This window comes from Streptomyces alboniger (assembly GCF_008704395.1).
GTDB lineage: Bacteria > Actinomycetota > Actinomycetes > Streptomycetales > Streptomycetaceae > Streptomyces > Streptomyces alboniger.
Window position 1 is genome coordinate 4616419 of the sequence record NZ_CP023695.1, and the last position, 14530, is coordinate 4630948.

General features: G+C 71.6%; 14 protein-coding genes. 12 read left to right on the forward strand and 2 right to left on the reverse strand.

The genetic code is table 11. The annotated features are described in order from the left end of the window. Positions 1-149: 149 nt before the first annotated feature. Together CP975_RS20635 and CP975_RS20640 are read right to left on the reverse strand one after the other, a co-directional pair. On the reverse strand, positions 150-1508 hold the full coding sequence (locus CP975_RS20635; RefSeq protein ID WP_055528256.1) for a sensor histidine kinase: 1359 nt from the start codon (positions 1506-1508) through the stop codon (positions 150-152). 142 nt (positions 1509-1650) lie between these two features. Continuing rightward, entirely contained in the window at positions 1651-2946 is a 1296-nt protein-coding gene (locus CP975_RS20640) for a sensor histidine kinase (RefSeq protein WP_425474328.1), read from the reverse strand. Positions 2947-3154: 208 nt separating this feature from the next. On the opposite strand from CP975_RS20640, the gene CP975_RS20645 reads away from it, so the two are divergent. The 12 genes from CP975_RS20645 to CP975_RS20700 all read left to right on the forward strand — a co-directional run bounded on the left by CP975_RS20645 (position 3155) and on the right by CP975_RS20700 (position 14503). Then, positions 3155-3544 (forward strand): NADH-quinone oxidoreductase subunit A, encoded by a 390-nt coding sequence (locus tag CP975_RS20645; protein ID WP_030782706.1) that lies wholly within the window; start codon positions 3155-3157, stop codon positions 3542-3544. Next, positions 3535-4143: an NADH-quinone oxidoreductase subunit B gene (locus CP975_RS20650; protein WP_030782703.1), complete on the forward strand. Its 609-nt coding sequence runs from the start codon at positions 3535-3537 to the stop codon at positions 4141-4143. Before CP975_RS20645 ends, CP975_RS20650 begins: the two co-directional genes overlap by 10 nt. Then, positions 4140-5393, forward strand: coding sequence for an NADH-quinone oxidoreductase subunit C (locus CP975_RS20655; RefSeq protein ID WP_150477210.1), 1254 nt, complete (start codon positions 4140-4142; stop codon positions 5391-5393). The genes CP975_RS20650 and CP975_RS20655 overlap by 4 nt, the downstream gene beginning before the upstream one ends. Further along, complete coding sequence (locus CP975_RS20660; RefSeq protein ID WP_055529897.1) at positions 5390-6358, forward strand: complex I subunit 1/NuoH family protein; 969 nt, start codon at positions 5390-5392, stop codon at positions 6356-6358. Before CP975_RS20655 ends, CP975_RS20660 begins: the two co-directional genes overlap by 4 nt. A 2-nt stretch (positions 6359-6360) precedes the next feature. Next, entirely contained in the window at positions 6361-6921 is a 561-nt protein-coding gene (locus CP975_RS20665; RefSeq protein WP_055529894.1) for a NuoI/complex I 23 kDa subunit family protein, read from the forward strand. Further along, positions 6918-7514 (forward strand): NADH-quinone oxidoreductase subunit J family protein, encoded by a 597-nt coding sequence (locus CP975_RS20670; RefSeq protein ID WP_055529892.1) that lies wholly within the window; start codon positions 6918-6920, stop codon positions 7512-7514. The genes CP975_RS20665 and CP975_RS20670 overlap by 4 nt, the downstream gene beginning before the upstream one ends. After that, complete coding sequence (gene nuoK / locus CP975_RS20675; RefSeq protein ID WP_055529890.1) at positions 7514-7930, forward strand: NADH-quinone oxidoreductase subunit NuoK; 417 nt, start codon at positions 7514-7516, stop codon at positions 7928-7930. Before CP975_RS20670 ends, nuoK begins: the two co-directional genes overlap by 1 nt. Further along, complete coding sequence (locus tag CP975_RS20680) at positions 7927-9921, forward strand: NADH-quinone oxidoreductase subunit 5 family protein (protein WP_055529888.1); 1995 nt, start codon at positions 7927-7929, stop codon at positions 9919-9921. The genes nuoK and CP975_RS20680 overlap by 4 nt, the downstream gene beginning before the upstream one ends. Positions 9922-9927: 6 nt before the next feature. Then, a complete protein-coding gene (locus tag CP975_RS20685; RefSeq protein WP_055529886.1) occupies positions 9928-11517 on the forward strand; it encodes an NADH-quinone oxidoreductase subunit M in 1590 nt (529 codons plus the stop codon). Continuing rightward, a complete protein-coding gene (locus CP975_RS20690; RefSeq protein ID WP_150477211.1) occupies positions 11514-13064 on the forward strand; it encodes an NADH-quinone oxidoreductase subunit N in 1551 nt (516 codons plus the stop codon). The genes CP975_RS20685 and CP975_RS20690 overlap by 4 nt, the downstream gene beginning before the upstream one ends. Positions 13065-13247: 183 nt before the next feature. Continuing rightward, positions 13248-14111, forward strand: coding sequence for a zinc metalloprotease HtpX (gene htpX, locus CP975_RS20695; RefSeq protein ID WP_055529884.1), 864 nt, complete (start codon positions 13248-13250; stop codon positions 14109-14111). After that, positions 14108-14503: a YccF domain-containing protein gene (locus tag CP975_RS20700; protein ID WP_030782671.1), complete on the forward strand. Its 396-nt coding sequence runs from the start codon at positions 14108-14110 to the stop codon at positions 14501-14503. The genes htpX and CP975_RS20700 overlap by 4 nt, the downstream gene beginning before the upstream one ends. The last annotated feature ends 27 nt before the right edge of the window (positions 14504-14530 follow it).

Sequence of the window (14530 nt, forward strand, 5' to 3'; positions counted from 1 at the left end):
GTCGCCCGGACATCCGGCACCTCAGTATCGCGCGATCCGGGGCCGCCCACCGGCGCTGTCGTCAGACTGGTACCTCCCGCACGCGCCGCGCCGCCCCCGGTCCCGCGTACGGACCGGGGGCGGCGCGCCGCGTGCGGGCGCGGGCCGACTCAGGCCTTGCGCCAGGGGAGTTCGGCTGTGATCGCCGTCGGGCCGCCGCTCGGCGAGTCGACCACGAGGATCCCGTCGACCGCGTCGAGGCGCTCGGCCAGGCCCGCGAGCCCGGAGCCCGCCGACGCGTCGGCACCCCCGGAGCCGTCGTCCGTGACCTGGAGCATCAGCCGGTTCTCGGCCCGCCACACGTCGACCGAACCCCGCGTCGCCCGGCTGTGCTTGCTGATGTTCTGGAGCAGCTCGGAGACCGTGAAGTACGCGATGCCCTCGATGGCCGCCGCCGGCCGGCTCACCAGGTCCACCTCGACCTGGACCGGCACGGTGCAGCGTGCGGCCAGCGCGGAGAGCGCCGCGTCCAGGCCGCGGTCGGTGAGGACGGCCGGGTGGATGCCGCGGGCCAGGTCGCGCAGCTCCTGGAGGGCGACCTTCACCTCGCCGTGCGCCTCGTCCACCATGCGGGCCGCGGCCTCGGGGTCCTCGGTCAGCTTCTCCTTGGCGAGACCCAGATCCATGGCGAGGGCGACCAGGCGGGCCTGCGCGCCGTCGTGCAGATCGCGCTCGATGCGGCGCAGGTCGGCGGCGGCGGTGTCCACGACCACGCCCCGGTCCGACTCCAGCTCGACGACGCGGGTCGCGAGCCGCGAGGGGCCGAGCAGACTGACCACCAGCAGGCGGTCCACGGTCGTCAGGGCCCGCAGGATCCACGGCGTGGCCAGCGTGATCAGCAGGCCGGTGCCCGCCGTGAGGCCGATCTCGAAGGGGTTGTCGAGATAGACGCGGTGGCCGTCGTCGCCGCCGTAGAGCTGGATGCCGTCCTGCCCCGCGTACATCGGGAAGAGCCAGAACCAGAGCGGGTACGTGACCATCAGCCAGCCGTACGACCAGAAGATCACCGCCACGGTGAACGAGAACAGCGACCACGGCAGCAGCACCACGGAGTAGAGCAGGTGCCGCCAGGACGCGCCGCTCTTGAGGACGGCGCCGATGACCGCCATCGGGCCGCGGCTCTTGGGACGCAGCGGCTCCGGGGCGGCGACGTCCAGGTCGAGCAGGCCACGGGCCCGCGTGCGCTCCAGGGCGCCGATGCCGCGGCAGCCGGCCAGGGCGCCGGCCAGTACCGGGATGCCTACGAAGGTGACGAGCAGGCCCACGCCGAGCGAGAGCATCGTGACCGCGAAGGCGAAGGACGTGAGGCCGATCGGCAGGCTCAGCAGGAGGTAGCCGAACTCCTTCCAGGCGCGTGCCTCGAACGGGGCGCGCAGTCCCGCGGGAAGGCGCCGCCACCCCTTGACGTCGGTCCCCCGGAATTCCGGCCGGTCCATGTGTATGTGCCCCTGTCCGTACTCCGCGGCCATCGCTGCTATCCGTTTCTGCTGAGCTGTCTGCGTCTGCGTCTGCTTCTGCTGAGCTGCCTGTGTCCGTGCCTCCAGCCTCGCCTCCGCCGGGCGCCCGGGCCATGGAGCGCGTCGGCGTCCTGAGGCGGGGGTTTTCCCTACCTCACGCCCGGCGAGCGCCGGAAGCGTGGTCCCCCGCGCGGTCGCGCCACGGCAGCTCCGCCGTGATCGTCGTCGGGCCGCCCTGCGGGGAGTCGATCACGAAGAGGCCGTCGACCGCGCCGAGCCGGTCCGCGAGGCCCGCCATGCCCGTGCCGCCGTCCAGCCGGGCCCCGCCCCGGCCGTCGTCCCACACCTGGATGAGGAGCCGGTCCTTCGCGCGCCACACCTCCACGCTCGCGCTCCTCGCCCCGCTGTGCTTGCTGATGTTCTGAAGCAGCTCGGAGACCGTGAAGTACGCGATGCCCTCGATGGCGGCCGCCGGGCGCGCCGGCAGATCGGCGCTCACCTTCACCGGCACCGTGCACCGGGAGGCGACGGAGGACAGCGCCGCGTTCAGCCCCCGGTCGGTGAGGACGGCCGGATGGATGCCGCGGGCCAGGTCGCGCAGCTCCTGGAGGGCCAGCTTCACCTCGCCGTGCGCCTCGTCGACCATCGTCGCCGCGGCGTCGGGGTCCTCCAGGAGCTTCTCCTTGGCGAGGCCGAGCCCCATCGCGAGGGCGACGAGACGGGCCTGCGCGCCGTCGTGCAGATCGCGCTCGATGCGGCGCAGATCCGCGGCGGCCGTGTCCACGACCACCCCCCGGTCGGACTCCAGTTCGGCGATACGCCGCTCCAACTCGTCGGAGGGGCAGAGCAGTCCGCGCACCATCGCCCGGTCGGCGTTGGTAAGCCCCCGCACGACGAAAGGCAGCACGGGCCAGAGCACGAACAGTCCGACGAGCGTGACCGCGAAGGTCAGCACCCCCCAGGGCAACCGGATGAACGCGTACAGCATCGCGCGCCACCCCACCGGGTCCTTCAGGCTCGACCAGAGCCACCCGAAGAAGCCGCTCCCGCCGAACACCGCCATCGGGCTCGGCTCCTCGACCCGCACCCCGAGCAGCTTCCTGGCCCGCGCCCGCTCGACCTTGCCCAGCCAGCGCGCGCCGACCAGTCCCACCGCGAGCAGCGGCAGACCGACGACCGTCACCGTCAGACCCGCGCCCAGCGACAGCGTGAACACCGCGTAGACGAAGCCGGCGATGCCCATCGGCAGGTTCCCCAGGAGTTGCGCGATCTCCCTCCAGGTGTGCCCCCCGTACGCGAGCCGCGCGGGCGGCGGCCGATCGTCGTCAAGGGATCCGGCCGACGGTCGGACATCATCCAAGGGTCCGGTCGGCGGCGGGACATCTTCCAAGGGTCCGGTCGGCGGCCGGTCGTCGGGCAGGGGCGTGGTGCGTGCGGTCATACGCGCCAGAGTGCCCGGCGCGCCGCCGTAACGCCATGAGGGCCCCCGCCCGGGCGTCCGGGGGATAACCCCACCCCGCCCGCACCGATGCGTGACGCTCTGCTTACTGAACCTTTAGCAGGCCCTAGACTCCCGTGCGTACAGATCGTCGAACAGGATCAGGATCAGGACCAAGGGCGGTCAGGGAGTGAGGGGCTGACGTGTGTGAGGGGCTGACGTGCACGTGACGAACGTCGCGGCGAGCTACTACCAGTCGTACTCCGTCGTCGGACTGCTCGCCCTCGTGGGCGTGCTGTTCGTCGCCGTCGCCTTCGGGGCGGGCAGGCTGTTGCGCCCGGTGGTGCCGACCCCCGAGAAACTCCTGACGTACGAGTGCGGCGTCGACCCCGTCGGCGAGGGCTGGGCCCACACCCAGGTCCGGTACTACGTCTACGCCTTCCTCTACGTGATCTTCGCCGTCGACTCGATCTTCCTCTTCCCCTGGGCGACGGTCTTCGCCGCGCCCGGCTACGGCGCGACGACACTCGTGGAGATGTTCATCTTCCTCGGCTTCCTCGCCGTGGGCCTGCTGTACGCATACAAGAAGGGCGTCCTTACATGGACGTGAGTGCCGTGACCCCCGCTCCCGTGGACCTCCCGGAGCCGAAGCGGCTTGGCGTGCTCTCCCGCCTGGCCCCCGAGCCGATGAAGGTGGTCCTCAACTGGGGCCGCCGCTACTCCCTCTGGGTCTTCAACTTCGGCCTCGCCTGCTGCGCCATCGAGTTCATCGCCGCCTCCATGGCGCGCCACGACTTCATCCGGCTCGGCGTCATCCCGTTCGCACCGGGCCCGCGCCAGGCCGACCTGATGGTCGTCTCCGGCACGGTCACGGACAAGATGGCCCCCGCCGTGAAGCGCCTGTACGAGCAGATGCCCGAACCGAAGTACGTCATCTCCTTCGGCGCCTGCTCCAACTGCGGCGGCCCCTACTGGGACTCGTACTCCGTCACCAAGGGCGTCGACCAGATCATCCCCGTCGACGTCTACGTCCCCGGCTGCCCGCCCCGGCCCGAGGCACTGCTCCAGGGCATCCTCAAACTCCAGGAGAAGATCGCCGCCGAGTCTCTGGGGGAGCGGTACGGGAACGGCACCGGCCCCCGCCCCTCCCCGGCCGCGCTGCGCAGCGGCCTGGTGAAGGCGCCCGCGCCGGGGGAGGCCCAGGCATGACCGGCTGGCTGCCGAGCCCCGTCGAGGAGCTGTTCGGCGCGGAGGCCACGGCCGACGAGTCGTACGACGTACTGACCGTCGACGTCCCGCCCGCCGCGTGGACCACCGCCCTTGAGACCGCGCGCACCACGCTGGCCTGCACCTACTTCGACTGGCTGAGCGCGGTCGACGAGCCGGGGACGGGCTTCAAGATCTGCGCCCACGTGGTGGCTCTCGCTCCCGTACGCCGCCTCCTCCTGCGCACGACGGTCGCGCACGAGGCACCGGCACTCGCCTCCGCGGTCGACGTCTACGCGGGCGCTGCCTGGCACGAGCGCGAGACACACGAGATGTTCGGCGTGGTGTTCGAGGGCCACCCCGGGCTGACCCCGCTCCTCCTCCCCGAGACCTTCGAAGGCCACCCGCTGCGCAAGGACTTCGTCCTCGCGGCCCGCGTCGCGAAGGCCTGGCCGGGCGCCAAGGAGCCGGGCGAGTCCGAACACGGCGGCCCCAAGCGCCGCCAGATGCTGCCCCCCGGCGTCCCCGACCCCAACGAGTGGGGCCCCTTCAAGGGCCAGCTCCCGGCAGCCCCGGCCCGCCCGGCCCGGGGCGCGGGAGCGGCTGGCCGCGCGGCGGGTGCGGCCGGTGCGGCGGGTGCGGCGGGTGCGGCTGGTCGTGCGGCGGCCGGTGACCGTCCGGCGCGGCGGACTCGCTCCGTGAGCGAGGGTTCGGCCAGCCAGGCGGCGACCCCGCCAGCGGCCGGCGCTTCCGGTACCGGGGGCACCCCGCCCGTGGACCAGACGGCCGCTGAGCCCGCCGAAGCCCAGCAACCGGCAGCCCCGAGCCGCCCCCCGAGGCGCTCCCGCAGCGTCAGCCAGGGTTCGGCGTCCCAGCGGGCGGGAGCTTCGCCTTCTTCGGAGCCGGGGGCCTCGCCCACGGACGCGGCGTCAGCGACACCGCCAGTGCCGGAACCGGCTCCCGCGACCGAGGCGAGCCCCGCTTCCGAGGCGACTGCGAGCCCGGCGACCGAGGCGTCCCCGGCCACCGAGGCGAGGCCCGCGCCCGCCCCCGCGCCCGCCGCGGAGCCCGAGCCCAAGCGGCGCCCAGCCCCGCGTAGCTCCGACGCCCCGTGGCACCACGCCCGCCCGACCTTCGACGACGCCGACCCCGCAGGGCCCGAGCAGCCCACCCCCGCCGAGGCCACCGAGGCCACGGAACCCGACCCCGACAAGAACCCGGAGAACGGCGAACGCCCAGGAGGCACCGAGTGAACGACGCCCTCGACGTCGCCCTGCGCCTCCTCATCGTCTTCGCGGCGTTCCTGGTCCTGCCCCTCGTCATCGGCCAGACCGAGCACAAGGTGATGGCCCACATGCAGGGCCGCCTCGGCCCCATGTACGCGGGCGGCTTCCACGGCTGGGCCCAACTCGTCGCCGACGGCGTCAAGTTCGCCCAGAAGGAAGACATCGTCCCGGCCGAGGCCGACCGCCGCGTCTTCCAGCTCGCCCCCGCGATCGCCCTCCTGCCCTACCTCCTCGTCCTGGTCGCCATCCCGATCGGCCCCGGCGAGGGCGCGGTCGGCGAAGTCGTCGACGCCGGCATCTTCTTCGTCCTCGCGGTCATGGGCATCGGCGTACTCGGCTCGCTCATGGCGGGCTGGGCCAGCGCCAACAAGTTCTCCCTCCTCGGCGGCCTGCGCACCGCCGCCCAGCTCCTCGCCTACGAACTCCCGATGCTGCTCGCCGCCGCCTCGGTCGCGATGGCGGCCGGCACGGTCTCCCTGCCCGGCATCGTCGACGCGTTCGAGTGGTGGTGGCTGCCTTGGCAGATCACCGGCGCCCTCGTCTTCTTCGTCGCGGGCCTCGCCGAACTCCAGCGCCCGCCCTTCGACATGCCGGTCGCCGACTCCGAGATCATCTTCGGCGCCTACACCGAGTACACGGGCCTGCGCTTCGCCCTCTTCCTCCTCGCCGAGTACGCCGGAATCGTCGTCCTGTGCGGCCTGACCACCGTCCTCTTCCTGGGCGGCTGGCACGGCCCCTGGGGCGCCGACGGCCTGGGCTGGGTCTGGACCCTGCTCAAGACGGCCGTCCTCGCCTTCGTCGTCATCTGGCTCCGCGTCTCCTACCCCCGTCTCCGCGAGGACCAGCTCCAGAAACTTGCCTGGACCACCCTCGTCCCCCTCGCTCTCGCGCAGATCGCGCTCACCGGAATCGTGAAGGTGGCGATCTCCTAACCATGTCTCCCGTCCCCGGATCCGGCCTCGCCAAGGGCCTCGCCGTCACCCTCCGCACGATGACGAAGAAGACCGTCACCGAGCAGTACCCGGAGCACCAGCCCGAACTGCCGCCCCGCACCCGGGGCGTCATCGGCCTGTTCGAGGAGAACTGCACGGTCTGCATGCTGTGCGCCCGCGAGTGCCCCGACTGGTGCATCTACATCGACTCCCACAAGGAGACGGTCCCGCCCGCCGCCCCCGGCGGCCGCGAGCGCAGCCGCAACGTCCTCGACCGCTTCGCCATCGACTTCTCCCTCTGCATGTACTGCGGCATCTGCATCGAGGTCTGCCCCTTCGACGCCCTCTTCTGGTCCCCCGAGTTCGAGTACGCCGAGACCGACATCCACGAACTCACCCACGAGCGCGACAAACTCCGCGAGTGGATGTGGACGGTCCCGGCTCCGCCCGCCCTCGACCCCGGCGCCGAGGAGCCGAAGGAGCTCGCCGCGGCCCGCAAGGCCGCGGAGAAACAGGCCGCCGCCGAGGCCACCCCGCCCGGGACGAAGGAAGGGGAGTCGTGACCCTCGCAGCAGCCACCGCGGCATCCGCGGCCAAGACCGCCGAGACCCACGGATTCCTCTCCCCGACCGGCGTCGAGATCGCCTTTCTCCTCGTCGGCCTCGTCACCCTCGGCGCGGCGGTCATCACCGTCACGACACGCCAACTGGTGCACGCCGCCCTGTGGCTGGTCGTGGCACTCGGCGGCCTCGCCGTCGAGTACCTCCTGCTCACCGCGGAGTTCATCGCCTGGGTGCAGGTCCTCATCTACGTCGGTTCCGTCGTGGTCCTCCTCCTCTTCGGTCTGATGCTCACCAGGGCACCCATCGGCCGGTCCCCGGACGCCGATTCGGGCAACCGCCCAGTGGCGCTCGCGGTGGCCGCCGCCGCTGCCGCCGCCCTGGTCTGGGTCGTCGTGGACGCCTTCCGCACCACGGTGATCGACCTGGACGGCGCCGCCCAGGGCTCCACCGACGTGACCGGCTCGATCCTCTTCCGGCACTGGGTGCTCCCCTTCGAGGCGCTGTCGGTCCTCCTCCTCGCCGCCCTCGTCGGCGCGATCGTCCTGTCCCGCAAGACGGCCAAGGGCACACCCGCCCCGGAGGGAGACCGCTGATGCACCTCCACCTCGCCTATCCCGCCGTCCTCGCCGTCCTCCTCTTCTGCGTGGGCCTCTACGGCGTACTCGCCCGGCGCAACGCGATCCTGGTCCTGATGTCCGTCGAGCTGATGCTCAACGCCGTCAACCTCAACCTCGTCGCCTTCGACGTCTGGCTCCGCGACTCCCTCCACGCCGGCCAGGCCCTGACCCTCTTCGTCATCGCCATCGCCGCCGCCGAGATCGGTATCGGCCTCGCGATCGTCCTCGCCGTCTACCGCAACCGCGGCACCTCCGCCGTCGACGACCTCCGCGACACCGCCGAGCCCTCCGCGCCGGACGACTCCCAGGACGCACGGGAGTCCCAGGAGCCGGACGAGTCCCAGGAACCGCAGCAGTCACCGCAGTCGCAGAAGGCCGAGGCCACCGCGTGACCACGACCACCCTCGCCGTCCTCGTCCCCCTCCTCCCGTTCCTGGGCGCGGCCGCGGGCCTGCTGCTCGGCCGCAGGACCCCCGGACTCGTACGCCCCCTCGCGGTCCTGCCCACGCTGACGGCCCTGCTCCTCGCCGTACTCGTGGCCGTCCGCCAGGGCGGCGACAAGTCCGTCGACGCCGCCACCGAACTCACCCCGACCGGCTCGGTCCCCATCGAACTCGCCCTGCACATCGACGGCTTCGCCGCCCTCGTCGCCGTCTTGGTCGGCGTCGTCGCCTCCTGCGTGCAGATCTACTCGACGGGTTACCTGCGCGACGACCCGCGCTATCCCTCCTACGCCGCCCTCGTCTCCCTCTTCACCTCCGCGATGCTGCTCGTCGTCTACTCCGGCGACCTGATGGTGCTCCTGGTCGGCTGGGAGATCATGGGCATCTGCTCGTACTTCCTCGTCGGCCACTACTGGGAGACGCCCGAGGCGCGCGCCGCTTCCCTGAAGGCCTTCCTGGTCACCAAGCTCGGCGATGTCCCCTTCCTGATCGGCCTCTTCGCCCTCGCCGCGGACGCAGGCTCGTTCCGCGTCACGACGGTCCTCGCGACGGTCGCGGACGGCCGCCTGGACCACCCCACGCTCGTCGCCCTGCTGCTCCTCGCGGGCGTGGCGGGCAAGTCGGCGCAGTTCCCGCTGCACACCTGGCTGCCCGACGCGATGGCGGGCCCGACGCCCGTCTCCGCGCTGATCCACGCCGCGACGATGGTCGCCGCCGGTGTCTACTTCGTGGCCCGCCTCCTGCCCGTCTTCGCCGCCTCCGGGGCGGCCCTGGTCGTCCTCGCCGTCATGGCGGCCGTCACGATGGCCGGTTCGGCCCTCGCCGCGCTCGCCCAGGACGACATCAAGCGCGTCCTCGCGTACTCGACGATCGGCCAGCTCGGCTACATGACCGGCGCCCTCGCTGTCGGCGACCGCGGTGCCGCCGTCTTCCACCTCCTGTCCCACGGCGCCTTCAAGGCGCTGCTGTTCCTCACCGCGGGCGTGCTCATCCACGCCGCCGGTACCAACTCGCTGGCCGCCATGTCCCGTATGAAGGGCCTGCGCGACCGCGTCCCCGACGCCTACTGGACGATGACCGTGGCGCTCCTCGCGCTCGCCGCGATCCCGCCGTTCAGCGGCTTCTTCTCCAAGGAGGCCGTGCTCGGCGCCGCCGAGCACACGGCCACGGGCCACGCCGCGTCCGTGCCCACCGCCGCGGGCTGGATCGTCCTCGTCGCCGGTCTGCTCACCGCCCTCCTCACCGCCGCCTACGCGACGCGCCTGTGGCTGCTCGCCTTCAACGGCCGCGGAGCCGAAGCCCCGGACCACGGAAGGCAGCCCCTCGCCATGACGGCCGTGCTGTGGGTGCTCGCCGTCCCCTCCCTCGCCTTCGGCCTGGCCGTCGGTGTCCTGCCGGACTGGTTCGACGGCCGCTCGCTCTCGCCGACGCTCACGACCTCCGTCGTCGGGACGGGCCTCGCCCTCATCGGCGGTCTCGTCACCTACGGCGCCTGGCGGCACACCACCTCGCTCGCCGCCCGCGTCCCGATGGGCGCGGTCGCGGTGAGCCCGGACGGAGACGGGGGACAGGTCGAGTCGGAGGCCATCGCCTCGCACGCCCCCGCGTACGGAGACGTGGCCTCGGCCCACGACCCGGCCGACCCGGGCCGCCTGCTGCTCGGCCCCCTGCACCGCCACGCGGCCGCCGGCTTCCGCCTGGACGCCGCCTACGCCGTCCTCTTCGTCCGCCCGGTGCAGGCCGCCGCACGCCTCGTGCGCTTCCTCGACCGCGAGGTCGTCGAGACGTACGTGCGGGGCGCGGGCACCGCACCCCGCTGGCTCGGCGCGGCCGTCCGGCGCGCGCAGACCGGCAACGTACAGACCTATCTGAGCGCGCTGCTCGCAGGCACGGTCGTCCTGGCCGTCGCCGCCGTCCTCGTCGCCACCGCCGGAGCGTGAGCAGCCGTGATCGGTATCAGTGAGTCCGTGATGCAGTTTCTTCTGGCGTTGATCGTCGTCGGCCCGCTCATCGGCGCGGTGGCCGCTCTCCTGCCGGCCCCGCCCGGACTGAAGGGAAAGTCGCCCGACCAGGCCGTGCTGCGCCACGGCGTGATCGTGACGGGCGCGATCCTGCTCGCCGCGGTCATCCTCGCGCTCGGCTTCGACCACGACCACCCGTCGAAGATGCAGGCCACGACCGATATCAGCTGGATCCCCGCACTCGATGTGCGCATCCACCTCGGCATCGACGGCATCTCGCTCCCCCTTCTGGTCCTGACCGCGCTGCTGACCTTCCTCTGCGCGCTCTACAGCTATTTCAAAATGCCTTCCGGGCCGTCCCCCAAGGCATTTGTGGCACTGATCCTCGTCCTGGAGTCCGGCACCCTCGCGACCTTCGCCGTCCTCGATCTGCTGCTGTTCTTCCTGGCATTCGAGATGGTGCTCATCCCGATGTACTTCCTCATCGCCCGCTGGGGTGGCGAGCAACGAACCCAGGCGGCCTGGAAGTTCATCCTCTACACCCTGCTCGGGTCCGTCGTGATGCTGCTGGGCCTGCTCCTCATCGGGCTCAAGTCCGGCACCTTCGACATGGTGGCACTCGCCACTGACAACGACCCGGGCCTGAGTACATCCGTGCAGGTCATCGCCGTTCTGGCGATCGGGGTCGGGCTCGCGGTCAAGACGCCGATGTGGCCGCTGCACAGCTGGCTGCCGGACGCCCACACCGCCGCGCCAACTGTCGGCTCGGTCCTGCTGGCCGGCGTGCTGCTGAAGATGGGAACGTACGGGTTCATCCGCATTCTGCTGCCCATCGCCCCGGACGGGATGCGGGAGTTCGCGCCGTACCTCGCGGCCTTCGCGGTCGTCGGGATCATCTACGGATCCCTCGCCTGCCTCGCGCTCGCCAAGCGGGGCGCGAAGGGCGACCTCAAGCGCCTCATCGCGTACTCGTCCGTCGGCCACATGGGCTTCGTCCTGCTCGGCATCGCGACGATGAGCCCGACCGGCGTGAACGGCGCGCTGTTCGCCAACATCGCGCACGGCCTCATCACCGGCCTGCTCTTCTTCCTCGTCGGCGCGCTCAAGGACCGCACCGGCACCACCGACCTCGACTCCCTCGCACAGGAGTCCGGCGCCGCCCTCTACGGCAAGGCACCCCGCCTCGGCGCCCTGCTCGCCTTCGGCGCCGTCGCCTCGCTCGGCCTGCCCGGCCTCGCCGGGTTCTGGGGCGAAATGCTCGCGCTGTTCGGCGCGTTCGAGCCCGCCGACGACCTGAGCCGCCCCGCCTTCCTCACCTTCATGGCGATCGCCGCGTTCGGCACCCTGCTCACCGCCGCGTACATGCTCATCGTCGTACGCCGTGTCTGCATGGGCCCGATGCCGCGGCCCACCGCCGAGCCCGCGCCCCAGGCGCCCGCCGACGTCCAGGGCTACGAACTCGCCGCCTGGGCCCCCCTCGTCGCCCTCACCGTCCTCGCCGGACTCTGGCCCGCGGCTCTCCTCGGCCTGACCGACCCGGCCGTGCAGAAGCTCCTCACTGGAGGCAAGTCGTGACCGTGGACGCCGAAAGCGCTTCAAGCTTGGTCCAGTCCGTCGACTGGCTCGCGATCGCGCCGCCGACCATCGCGGCCGTCGTCGGCCTCGTCGTGCTCGTAGCCGACCTCTTCGTAGGCGACGCCAAGAAGGCGCTCCTCGGCTGGATCTCCGTGGCGGGCCTGGCCGCGGCGGCACTCTCCCTCCTGCCCCTCCTGGACGACGACCGCTCGACCTTCTGCCTGACCGGGGGCGGCGCGCACGCGTGCAGCTACACCGCCGACCGCTTCACCCTCGTCATCCAACTCCTCGTCCTCGGCGGCGCCCTGCTGGCCGCCCTGCTCTCCATGAGCACCCTGAAGGACGAGAAGGGCACCAAGGGGGAACTCCCCGCAGGAGAGTTCTGGTTCCTGCTGCTCTCCTCCGCCGCGGGCGCCGCCCTGCTGCCCGCCTCGCGCGACCTCGCGACGCTCATCGTCGCCCTGGAGGTCGCCTCCCTGCCCGCCTTTGCCCTCGTCGGCCTCAGGCACGGCGACAAGCGCTCCTCCGAAGCGGCCCTGAAGTTCTTCCTGTCCTCGGTCACCGCGACCGCCGTGAGCCTCCTGGGCGTCAGCTTCGTGTACGCGGCGACCGGCACCCTGCACCTCACGGAGATCGCCACCAAGCTCCAAGGCGACCAGGTCACCGACGGACAGCTGCACACCCTCGCCCAGGCCGGTGTCGCCCTCACCCTCGTCGGCTTCGCCTTCAAGGTGGCCGCCGTGCCCTTCCACTTCTGGGTACCGGACACCTACGTAGGCGCGCCGCTGCCCGTCGCCGCCTACCTGTCGGTCGTCGGCAAGGCCGTCGGGTTCACCGGCCTCATCCTCGTCACCGTGGTCGCCTTCCCCTCGTACGCGGACGTCTGGGGCCCCGTGCTCGCCGTCCTCGCCGCGCTCACCATGACCGCGGGCAACGTCGCCGCCCTGCGGCAGCAGACCACGCGCGCGTACAGCGCGGTCCGCCTCCTCGCCTGGTCCTCGGTCGGCCAGGCCGGCTATCTCCTGGTGCCGATCGCCGCCGCCGGATACGCCGACAACGAGGCGGGCGCCGAGAAGGCGATCGGCTCCACCGTCGCGTACGCCCTAATGTACGCGGCGGTGAACCTCGGCGCCTTCGCCGTGGCCGCGCTCGTCGGCCGCACCCAGCGCCTGAACCGCGTCAGCGACTACCGGGGCCTGTACACGCGCAGCCCCCTGGCCGCCCTCGTCCTGTCCTTCTTCCTGCTCTGCCTAGCGGGCCTGCCGCCCGGCATCATCGGCCTCTTCGCCAAGGTCACGGTCTTCTCGGCCGCGGTCGACGCGGGCCTCGGCTGGCTGGCCGTGGTGATGGCCGTGAACGTCGTGATCGCGCTCTACTACTACCTCCAGTGGACCGCTCTCCTGTTCCGCGCCCCCGAGGGCGAGCCGGTCAGGCACCGCGTACCCGCCCCCCTGACGGCGGCCATCGCGCTGACCGCGGTCCTCGGCGTCGCGCTCTCCGGAGCGCCCCAGCTCGTCCTGAGGTTCTCGGACACCGGCCTCTTCTGACACGGGCCCCCGGGCCGCCCCGGCGCGCCACGCGGGCCCTCACCCGCGTGGCCTACACCGCTCCTGAGCGCACAAGGGAACTAGTGCTCCCCGCCTGGCGTTGACCAGTACGGGAGGGTCCACTGAACAGTGGAAGCACCAGTCAGCAGAGGGTTCCCCCACGCACCACCAGGAGGGCGTACCGTGCACCGCCGGCACAACGGGTTGAAGACCGCCGTACTCCTCGGGGGACTGTCCGGACTCATCCTCGTCATCGGCAGCTTCTTCGGGCGTACGGGCCTCTTCGTCGCGCTCTTGGTAGCCCTCGGCACCAACGCGTACGCGTACTGGAACAGCGACAAGCTCGCCCTGCGAGCCATGCGCGCCCGCCCGGTGAGCGAATTCGAGGCCCCCGCGCTGTACCGCATGGTCCGCGAACTCTCCACCCAGGCCCGCCAGCCCATGCCCCGCCTGTACATCTCACCCACCGAGGCCCCGAACGCCTTTGCGACCGGCCGCAACCCGCGCAACGCGGCGGTGTGCTGCACCGACGGCATCCTGCGCCTCCTCGACGAGCGCGAGCTGCGCGGCGTCATCGGCCACGAGCTGAGTCACGTCTACAACCGCGACATCCTGATCTCCTCGGTCGCGGGCGCCCTGGCCTCCGTGATCATGTTCCTTGTCAACTTCGCCTGGCTGATCCCCGTCGGCCGCTCGAACGACAACGACGGCCCCGGCATCTTCGGAATGCTTCTGATCGTGCTGCTCGGCCCGCTCGCGGCCTCGATCATCCAGCTGGCGATCAGCCGTTCCAGGGAGTACGAGGCCGACGCGTCCGGCGCGCAACTGACCGGCGACCCGCTCGCGCTCGCGAGCGCCCTGCGCAAACTCGAAGCGGGCACGAAGCAGTTGCCGCTACCGCCCGAGCCCCGTCTCGAGACGGCGAGTCACATGATGATCGCGAACCCCTTCCGCCCGGGGCAGGGCATGTCCAAGATGTTCTCCACGCATCCGCCGATGGCGGAGCGCATCGCCCGACTCGAGCAGATGGCAGGTCGCCACCAGTGAAGACAATCCTCAACGTCATATGGCTCGTCCTCTGCGGCTTCTGGATGTTCCTGGCCTACCTGCTGGCGGGCGTGCTGCTCTGCGTCACGATCATCGGCATCCCGTTCGGCCTTGCCAGCTTCCGCATCGGCCGCTATGCCCTGTGGCCCTTCGGCTACACCACGGTCGAGCGCCGCGACGCGGGCGCGCCTTCTTGCGTCGGCAACGTCCTGTGGCTGGTCCTCGCGGGCTGGTGGCTCGCCCTCGGTCACATCGTGACGGGCATCCTCCTGTGCGTCACGATCATCGGCATCCCCCTGGGTGTGGCCAACTTCAAGCTGATCCCGGTCTCGCTGCTGCCGCTCGGCCGCGACATCGTCCGCACGGACCAGCCGTTCACCGCGCGCTACTAGAATCCAGCACCCTCCGGGGCGCGGCCC

Bases quoted from the DNA above. Each gene is read 5' to 3' on its own strand.
- CP975_RS20665 (WP_055529894.1), top strand. From the start codon at position 6,361: ATGTCTCCCGTCCCCGGATCCGGCCTCGCCAAGGGCCTCGCCGTCACC.
- nuoK (WP_055529890.1), top strand. From the start codon at position 7,514: ATGCACCTCCACCTCGCCTATCCCGCCGTCCTCGCCGTCCTCCTCTTC.
- CP975_RS20655 (WP_150477210.1), top strand. From the start codon at position 4,140: ATGACCGGCTGGCTGCCGAGCCCCGTCGAGGAGCTGTTCGGCGCGGAG.
- CP975_RS20635 (WP_055528256.1), bottom strand. From the start codon at position 1,508: ATGGCCGCGGAGTACGGACAGGGGCACATACACATGGACCGGCCGGAA.
- CP975_RS20650 (WP_030782703.1), top strand. From the start codon at position 3,535: ATGGACGTGAGTGCCGTGACCCCCGCTCCCGTGGACCTCCCGGAGCCG.